General features: G+C 39.9%; 7 protein-coding genes. 2 read left to right on the forward strand and 5 right to left on the reverse strand.

Going from position 1 to position 8409, the window contains the following annotated elements:
- The first annotated feature begins 451 nt into the window (after positions 1-451).
- Positions 452-1897, forward strand: coding sequence for an ammonium transporter (locus tag IQ228_RS15555; RefSeq protein ID WP_027404929.1), 1446 nt, complete (start codon positions 452-454; stop codon positions 1895-1897).
- 590 nt (positions 1898-2487) lie between these two features.
- On the opposite strand, the gene IQ228_RS15560 is transcribed toward IQ228_RS15555, so the two are convergent.
- Complete coding sequence (locus IQ228_RS15560) at positions 2488-3993, reverse strand: pitrilysin family protein (protein ID WP_193963443.1); 1506 nt, start codon at positions 3991-3993, stop codon at positions 2488-2490.
- Between the two features lie 199 nt (positions 3994-4192).
- Complete coding sequence (locus tag IQ228_RS15565; protein WP_173401731.1) at positions 4193-5770, reverse strand: pitrilysin family protein; 1578 nt, start codon at positions 5768-5770, stop codon at positions 4193-4195.
- Between the two features lie 150 nt (positions 5771-5920).
- Here IQ228_RS15565 and IQ228_RS15570 point away from each other — a divergent pair, with 150 nt between their 5' ends.
- Positions 5921-6535, forward strand: a complete 615-nt coding sequence (locus tag IQ228_RS15570) for a TetR/AcrR family transcriptional regulator (RefSeq protein WP_027404932.1) — start codon at positions 5921-5923, stop codon at positions 6533-6535.
- Here the strand turns inward: IQ228_RS15570 and IQ228_RS15575 are convergent.
- The 3 genes from IQ228_RS15575 to IQ228_RS15585 form a co-directional block, all read right to left on the reverse strand.
- A complete protein-coding gene (locus IQ228_RS15575) occupies positions 6521-6673 on the reverse strand; it encodes a hypothetical protein (RefSeq protein ID WP_193963445.1) in 153 nt (50 codons plus the stop codon). The two genes, IQ228_RS15570 and IQ228_RS15575, sit on opposite strands and share 15 nt — an antisense overlap.
- Before the next feature lie 54 nt (positions 6674-6727).
- Positions 6728-7168: a DUF4332 domain-containing protein gene (locus IQ228_RS15580; protein ID WP_027404933.1), complete on the reverse strand. Its 441-nt coding sequence runs from the start codon at positions 7166-7168 to the stop codon at positions 6728-6730.
- A 327-nt stretch (positions 7169-7495) separates the two neighbouring features.
- Complete coding sequence (locus IQ228_RS15585; RefSeq protein ID WP_027404934.1) at positions 7496-8296, reverse strand: PhzF family phenazine biosynthesis protein; 801 nt, start codon at positions 8294-8296, stop codon at positions 7496-7498.
- Positions 8297-8409: the final 113 nt, after the last annotated feature.

Consider the following 8409-nt stretch of genomic DNA (forward strand, 5'->3'; position numbering starts at 1 on the left):
GGGGGTTGGGGGTGGGGTTTTTGTTCCGGGTTTGATGACAATTTGCTGTAGGAGAGGGAAAAAGAATAACATTTAATACTGGAGAGGTTTACCAGAGGGTTTTACTTATACATCAAAAACTTTTCAAGCATCCTATTATAAATCCTGAACCATAGTAAATACTTATAGTATGGTGTGCAGTAATCTTATGTACTACGTAATTGAACAAAATTAATTACACAAAAATCTAAAATCTGGGCTGAAATCCTTAACTGGCAAAGAATTGGTAAATCATCAATGTATAATTAATTTTATCGCGGTACTTATTGCAGAGTGAATAATTCATATAACCACAAAGAGAATGTACTCTTTAATACAGAATGTTTTTTTAATCAAATATAAAGTCAGCTAATTCTATTCAGCAAACATCAAGAGATCGGGAATTACTGAGTCAGCAATAAGAACAACAACCATGAACAAACGTATTCGTCCTTTATATCGTCTTTTAGCACTAGCTATAGGTGCAATGGTTTTGGCAATTTTTGCCCCCACAGTTGTCCAAGCTGCAGATCCTGTGACACTGGAATCCTTAAATGCCACAACCCAGCAATTACAAATTTCCATTGATACTACCTGGGTACTACTCACAGGCTTTTTAGTATTTTTCATGCAGACTGGTTTTTCCATGTTGGAGGCGGGTTTGCTGCGTCAAAGAGGTGTAGTTAATGCCCTATTAGAAAACTTTGTTGATGCGGCTGTCACCATTCTAATCTGGTGGGGTGTGGGCTTTGGCATCGCTTTTGGTACAAGTGCTGGTGGGTTTATTGGTACAGACACTTTTTTCTTAAGTCAATTACCAGTTGACGGTACTTTTACTAATGGTGGTGTACCAGGAATAGCTTCAGGACTCAATGCTTATACTTTGTTCTTCTTTCAGTTTGCTTTTGCGGCTACTGCCAGTACAATTACTACTGGGGCAATGGCTGGGAGAACGGACTTTATCGGTGATTTAATCTACAGCGCTGTCATGGCTGCGTTCAGCTACCCCGTGATTGTGCATTGGGTATGGAACTCCAGCGGCTGGTTATCGAAAATAGGTTTTCATGATTTTGCTGGTAGTACAGTGGTTCATACCGTTGGTGGTTGGACAGCTTTAGTTGGTGCTTTTTTACTTGGTCCACGCCCTAGACGAACTCCTTGGGGACAGATTCCTCCAGCCCATAACTTAGGTTTGGCAGCTTTGGGAACTATGATTCTCTGGTTTGGCTGGTATGGCTTTAACCCCGGTTCAACCCTTGGTACTGGTAATCCTGGCTTAATTGGTTTAATCACCCTGAATACGACCCTGGGGGCTGGTGCTGGGGCGTTAGCGGCGATGTTTTATCAATACAGTCGTTCACGTAAATGGGATTTAGTCTATTGTCTGAATGGTTCTTTGGCAGGTTTGGTAGGCATTACCGCTGGTTGTGCTTTTATAGCACCTTGGGCGGCGGTTGTGATTGGCTTAACTGGGGGAATTTTAGTAGTTTCAGGAATTGATATTATTGAATCATGTAAAATTGATGATCCTGCGGGAGCATTTGCTGTTCATGGTATTAATGGCATGATGGGTACACTTGCAGTTGGTTTTTTAGGTCAACCAGAACTGACTTTGAATAAAAAAGCTGGATTGTTATTAGGTGGTGGTTTTGATTTGCTGGGTGTGCAGATTTTGGGCGTAGTCGCAGTATCAGTTTTCACTATTGGTTTTGCCTTTTTAATGTTTACTGGACTCAATGCTATTGGTAAGCTGCGTGTTAATCCTGAAGCTGATAAGGTGGGGATTGATAACTATGAACATGGTGCAACTGTCTGGCCTGATGTTTATGCTGTTGAGGAGTTTGTAGAGCAAGAAAAAAGTTACTCCAAAAATCCTTAATTCAGAGGGAACAGGGAACGGGCAACAGGGAACAGGAAAAACTCATGTTTAAAAACATGAGATTGAAATAATGACACTGTTTTTTTCGTGCTACGCATCTTTTAAAAGCATCCTTTTTTTGACTGAAGCTCTAAACTGGTGCAAATGAGTGTTTCTTATTTGCTCCCAGTTAAGAGTTCCCTGTTCCCTTCTTTTGTAAGACCGTAGGGTTCTTTTTAGGAACTACGGTCAGAAACGGTAAGTTCTACCGAGATTGCCTGTGGAGCGGGCAAACAAGATTGGAAGTCATTCTAAGACCGCGATGAAGCAGGAAATAAACACTAAGATTATCGCTGTCCAGATGTGTCTAGACTTTGGTAATTTTGGGTAAGTTTTATAGAACGGTTTGCGAAATCAGTTGTTGGTGGGTTAAGGTGCAAGCTAACCCACCCTCCGACTAACACAAAAACACCAACCGGAAAAAAGTGATTTTATGGTGTTGACAAAAAATTTTCAGTGTGTTATCATATTTTTGATAAGGAAGAACTATTTTAAATTAATAACCAGATCCCCGACTTCTTTAAGAAGTCGGGGATCTAAATTGAATTCTATTAATTCTTAGCTGCTGGTTGAGTGCCTGCAATGGTAATATCTATGGTTGTGACTTTGGCGGCTAAATTGGTTAAGGGTTGTTTCATATCAGATTGGTTTCCGACTACTAAGGTGACTAAATTTTCTGGTTTTAAGTATTTCTGCGCTACTCGTTTCACGTCTGCGGTTGTGGTGGTAGTGATGGCTTTTTGATAACGAAATAGGAAATCGGCGGGATAACCATAATATTCGTATCGCATTAATCTGGATAATGTTTGGCTAGGATCTTGAAAGTTGAAGACAAAGGAGTTTAGGGTGGAGTCTTTGGCTTTATTTAATTCTTGGACTGTGATATTTGCGGTTTGTAGCCGTTTAATTTCTGTTTCCAGGGATTTGATAAACTGAACTGTGGTTTCTGTGCGGGTTTGTCCTCCAGCGACGAATGTTCCTGGATAGTCAAACCGGGGACTCCACATACCATAGACAGAATAAGCTAAACCTTGACGCGATCGCAATTCATTAAATAAACGTCCGCCAAAACTATTTAAAACGCCATTCATGACATCTAAGGCTGGATAATCGGGATTGTCGAATTTTCCGCCTAAATGACCAAGTAAGACGCTACTTTGGGTGAGTTGAGGTTGATTAACGAAATATACACCACCTAAGTTAGCTTGAGTGACTTGTGGTAATGGGGTTTTGGCAATTTGCGGATTTGGTTTCCAGTCACCTAATTTGGCTTGTATGAGCGATCGCATTTTTTGAGCATTAAAATCACCCACAATCCCTAAAATGATCTTATTGGGGTGAAAATACTGTTGATAAAATTTCAGCAAATCATCACGGGAAATTTTATCGAGAGTTGCATATTCAACTGTCCGGGCATAAGGACTTTCTTGCCCATAAATTAATTTTCTCAACTCTCGACTGGCAATACTATTAGGATTATCATTGCGTCGAGCAATACTACCGCGAATTTGAGTTTTATCCACATCCAACTTTTCCTGTGCAAAAGCCGGTTCTCGAAGTACCTCAGTAAATAGCCCAAACACCATGTCTACATCTTCAGTCAAGGCTTCAAAACTAGCACTGCCAGCAGCTTCACCCATATCTGTTTCCACAGAGGCAGCCCGTTGTTCTAGAATTTCATTTAATTCATCTGCGGAATGTTTTTGAGTGCCACCACTTCGCAATGTAGAACCCACCAAAGAAGCTAAACCTGCCTTTTCCGCTTGTTCCCAACGGCTACCTGTTCTGATTAGTGCTGTACCACTTACCAAGGGTAGTTCATGATCTTCCATCAAATAAACTACTAAACCATTTTTTAGGACATACCTTTCATACTTGGGTAATTTAATTGCTGATACTGGCGGAAATTGTAATTCATTGTAATGCTTTGCTGTGGTTGCTGCCCAAGAAAAATTCAAATTTACGAGCAAACAAGCAACAATGATCACCAATGTAAAAACAAATCTTTGTCCCTTAGAAAAGTGGAATTTTTTGCTTTTCAAATCAAACCTCAACATATCTATCTTCAAATTTGGATCAGGATTTATGGCTAACGCCACGCTTCGCTATCAAGATTAAAGGATTGACAGGATTAATCTTTAATCCTGTTTGAATTTTGGATTTCTAGCACAGCATGGCGCAAGTAAACCAACTATTCTTAATCGCCAAAAATCTTGCTCAATATTACTTTTGACTTTTGACTTCTGCCTTGCGGTACTATCCTGGTTGTTTGGATAACAACTTGCCAACTATGCGATTTTCTGGTATAAATGTGGCTTGGGCTACTCTTTGAATATCTTCAGGAGTAACAGCGGAAATTTTCTCTAATTGCTGAAATAAATTGCGCCAAGAACCGGTTTTGACTTCATATTCTAACAACTGTGCTGCCATGCCGGAATTAGAATCAAGGCTACGTAATAAACCGGCTCTGGCTTGGGTTTTTAGTCGTGCCAATTCCACCGCAGATACAGGTTCAGTTTTCAATTTATCAATTTCTTGGCGTAAGGCGATCGCTACTTCATCTACTGTTTTCCCTGGAGATGTGAGAGCATAAAAGAAGATCAGATTAGGATACTTGTCTCCTGGAAAGCCACTAGAACCTTGAGCATTTAGAGCTAAACTTTGTTTTTCTACTAAAGACTTATAAAGTCTCGATGTTCTCCCATCACTCAATAAACTGCCAATGATTTCATAAACTGCATTATCAGGATGAGTAACAGCCGGACGATGATAACCTTCTAAATACCAAGGTTGAGTAGCTAATTCTAAAGTAACTTCCCTGGTGGCGGTTTGCTGGGGTTCTACGGGTAATTTTTGTTGGGGTTTGGGTTTAGCTTGATAACGTCCAAAATAAGTTTGTGCCAGTTTTTTGACTTCAGCAGGATTGACATCGCCGACAATGGCAATTGTTAAATTACTGGGAGCATAATAAGCATCAAAAAACTTCTTAACATTCTCTGGTGTTAAGTTGCGAATATCTTGATCATAACCAATTACTGGTCGGCGGTAAGGATGAACTTTGAAAGCCGCATCTATGAATTTTTCCACCATCTGACCGATAGGAGAATTTTCGACTCGTAAGCGTCTTTCTTCCAAAATTACTTCTTTTTCTTTATAGAATTCTCGAAATACAGGATCTAAAAACCGATCTGATTCCAAGGACATCCATAGTTCTAATTTATTCGATGGAAAGCTATAAAAATAGCGAGTAGCTTCGGAAGAAGTATTAGCATTTAAACCCACACCTCCAGCTTGTTCAACTATTTGCCCCATTTCGTTTTGTTTAACTAATTTCAGGGCTTGAGATTCTACTGATTTAAATTCAGTTTCTAACCGGGCTATTTCAGCTTTTTTTTCGCTGGTTTTTGCGGTTTTGATTTGGTTATCTAAATTTTCTAACTTGGCTAAAAGTGGTGCTTCGGCTTGATAGTCTGTAGTGCCGATGCGCTTTGTGCCTTTAAATGCTAGATGTTCAAGAAAGTGGGCTACCCCTGTTTGTCCATCTGGTTCATCAATGCCACCGACATCAGCATAGGTGAGAAAGGAAACTACTGGGGCTTGATGTCTTTCTAAAACGATGAATTTTAGCCCATTATCCAGGCGAAATTCAGTGAGACGATTAATTACTTGTTCTAGATAAGGTTGAATGGAACTTTGGGATTTTTGCAGGGCTAAAGCTGTTTCCGGTATCCATCCCCCACTAAATACTATTAACGCCAAAATGGTGGCTAATAGACGACGGAATGGGAATTTTTTAACGTTACCCATGAAGAAATTTAAAATTGTCTGGTGCATAAGCAAAAGTTAAAGTAAATTTACATTACTTGAGAAATAGACTACTTAACAGCAAGAGAGTTATCTTCTATTAAGCTTTTTGTATTTTTAGCATTTGGTGTTGCACAATAGGGCTACGAATCTTGTTTTAAAGATATCAAAATAACTACTATGCGGATTTTTAGTTCTCCTCCATCATCAGAAACGCAGACGCGCGGACGTATTTTGCAAGCAGCACAGCGGTTATTTGCAGCCAAAGGGTTCGAGGGAACTACAACCCGTGATTTAGCACAAACCGCAGGGGTAGCTGAAGGAACTCTCTTTCGTCATTTTGCCAATAAAAAAGCAATTTTGGTGGAAGTGGCCACTAGCGGTTGGGTGGATATTCTCACAGATTTACTGACAGAACTTAGCGAAATGGGTAGCTATAAGGCGATCGCTCAAGTTATGCGGCGACGGATGTGGAATTTACAAAAAAACGCCGATATTATGCGCGTTTGCTTCATGGAAGTGCAATTTCATCCAGATTTGCGCGATCGCATTCAAACAGAAGTTATTGATAAAATGACAGATGTTGCTGAAGCATTTTTTCAAACTGCAATAGATAAAGGCATCTATCGTCAGATGGATGCCAAACTTGGAGCTAAAGTTTTTTTAGGTTTATTTGCGATCGCCGGTTTCTCTGATCATACCCTCATAGACCCTAACGCCTCCCCCCAAGAAATGCAAAAAATGGCGGAGGGGTTAGCGGATATCTTCCTTAACGGTGTCCTAGAAAAGGAATAGGTGACAGGTGACAGGTGACAGGTGACAGGTGACAGGTGACAGGTGACAGGTGACAGGTGACAGGTGACAGGTGACAGGTGACAGGTGACAGGTGACAGGTGACAGGTGACAGTTAAGAAGAAAAAAGGGAATGGACAAAAATTTTACTACCCACTACCCACTACCCACTACTCACTCACCACTGACAACTGACTAATTACCCATTGCTTGCGCTTGATGACTCCACTGTTGTACTAATTCAACTGCTGGACACAAATCCCGGTTATGCAATGTCGCTACTTGCAAGCGCATAACTTGTCTATGCAATCTGTGAGTAGGAGTTTGGGCTAGTTGAGCTATGGAAATAACCCCAGAGTGAAGTAATACACCGCAATATTGAGTTCCTACACTGGGAACACGGGCTAAACCTGCTAAAACTACCCATTTATTCACAGAATGGATATTTACCTGTAATTTACCTGCTAATACTATTCTCTCTTCTAGAGTTTTCCCTCTTTTGATTAGTTCTTCTGTGGTATTAATGCCACAATTTTTGAGTTGAGCTTGATCTTCTGCACTCAATCCTGGTAAGTCTTTAACGGGCCAATCGGATTTTTGAAGTAAATTTCTATTAGTTGCACGGTTAGTGGTCATTTTTGGAGTTTTTAGTATGGGTTAATTTTATGTAAAAATTCAGGATTTACTGGGATTTTATTTTCTGAATTTTAACACTCTTATCAAATCGCCATCCCTCTTTAGGAATGTATTACTAACATTATGGCCTATAAAAAATGGAACCTCCAATGTATTTACTGCTCAAGTTCCTACATTAAAGGAGGTTTACAGTCAATAATGCCCGATAAGCGTCATCTTAAATATAAAAATTTAGTTACAAATATTAACTTAATACCTGTCTGCAATCCCCCCTGAGATCCCCGACTTCTCTAAGAAGTCGGGGATCTGATATCTCATGATCAATCCTTAACCTAAAGTTAATTGTCCTTGCATTACTGTTACAGCTTGTCCAGATAGAAAGACGCGGTTGGCTCCTGGATAGTACATTTTCACCACTCCACCGCGATTGGAAGCTTGATAAGCCAAAAATTCATCTTTTCCCAATTTATCCCGCCAAAAAGGTGCTAAACAACAATGTGCTGCACCTGTTACCGGATCTTCATTAATCCCTAACATGGGGGCAAAAAAGCGGGAGACAAAATCATATTCTGAACCAGAATCAGCAATGCTAGTAACGATAATATCCGCCTTTGTTAAGGTTTTCATCTGCTGGAAATTCGGCTGCATTTCTCTGACTAATTGCTCAGATTCTACTTCTACTAAATAACCAAGAGAATTTTGGACAACAGATTTACAAGTTACTCCTAAAACTTGACTTAATTCTGGAGGTGACTCCACAGATTGAGAGAGATTTACCGGAAAATCTAACTGAATCCAATCATTTTCTAGTTTAGCTATCAGTATACCACTTTTTGTATAAAAACGCGCCTCCTGATTTGGTAATAAATGCCCTTGTAACCATAATACATGAGCGCTGGCTAAGGTAGCGTGTCCACACAGGGGAACTTCTACCGTGGGAGTAAACCAGCGCAAATTAAACCCATCATCTTGTTTAAGTAAAAAAGCGGTTTCCGATAAATTCATTTCCTGAGCAATATTTTGCATCCATAATTCAGATTGTGGACTATCTAAAACACATACAGCCGCAGGATTTCCTTTAAATGGAGTATTAGTGAAAGCGTCTACTTGAGTAATAATTTGATTCATTTTCAGTCAGAAGGGAGAAATCTCTAAATCTATAATTCTGTGTGGGATTTTAGAGGGTGTTTGAGAAGTTTTTAATGTATAAACAAACCCCTCTCCAAACCTCTCCCCGAAGC

Origin of the sequence: Dolichospermum sp. LEGE 00246 (assembly GCF_015207865.1) — a bacterium.
GTDB lineage: Bacteria > Cyanobacteriota > Cyanobacteriia > Cyanobacteriales > Nostocaceae > Dolichospermum > Dolichospermum heterosporum.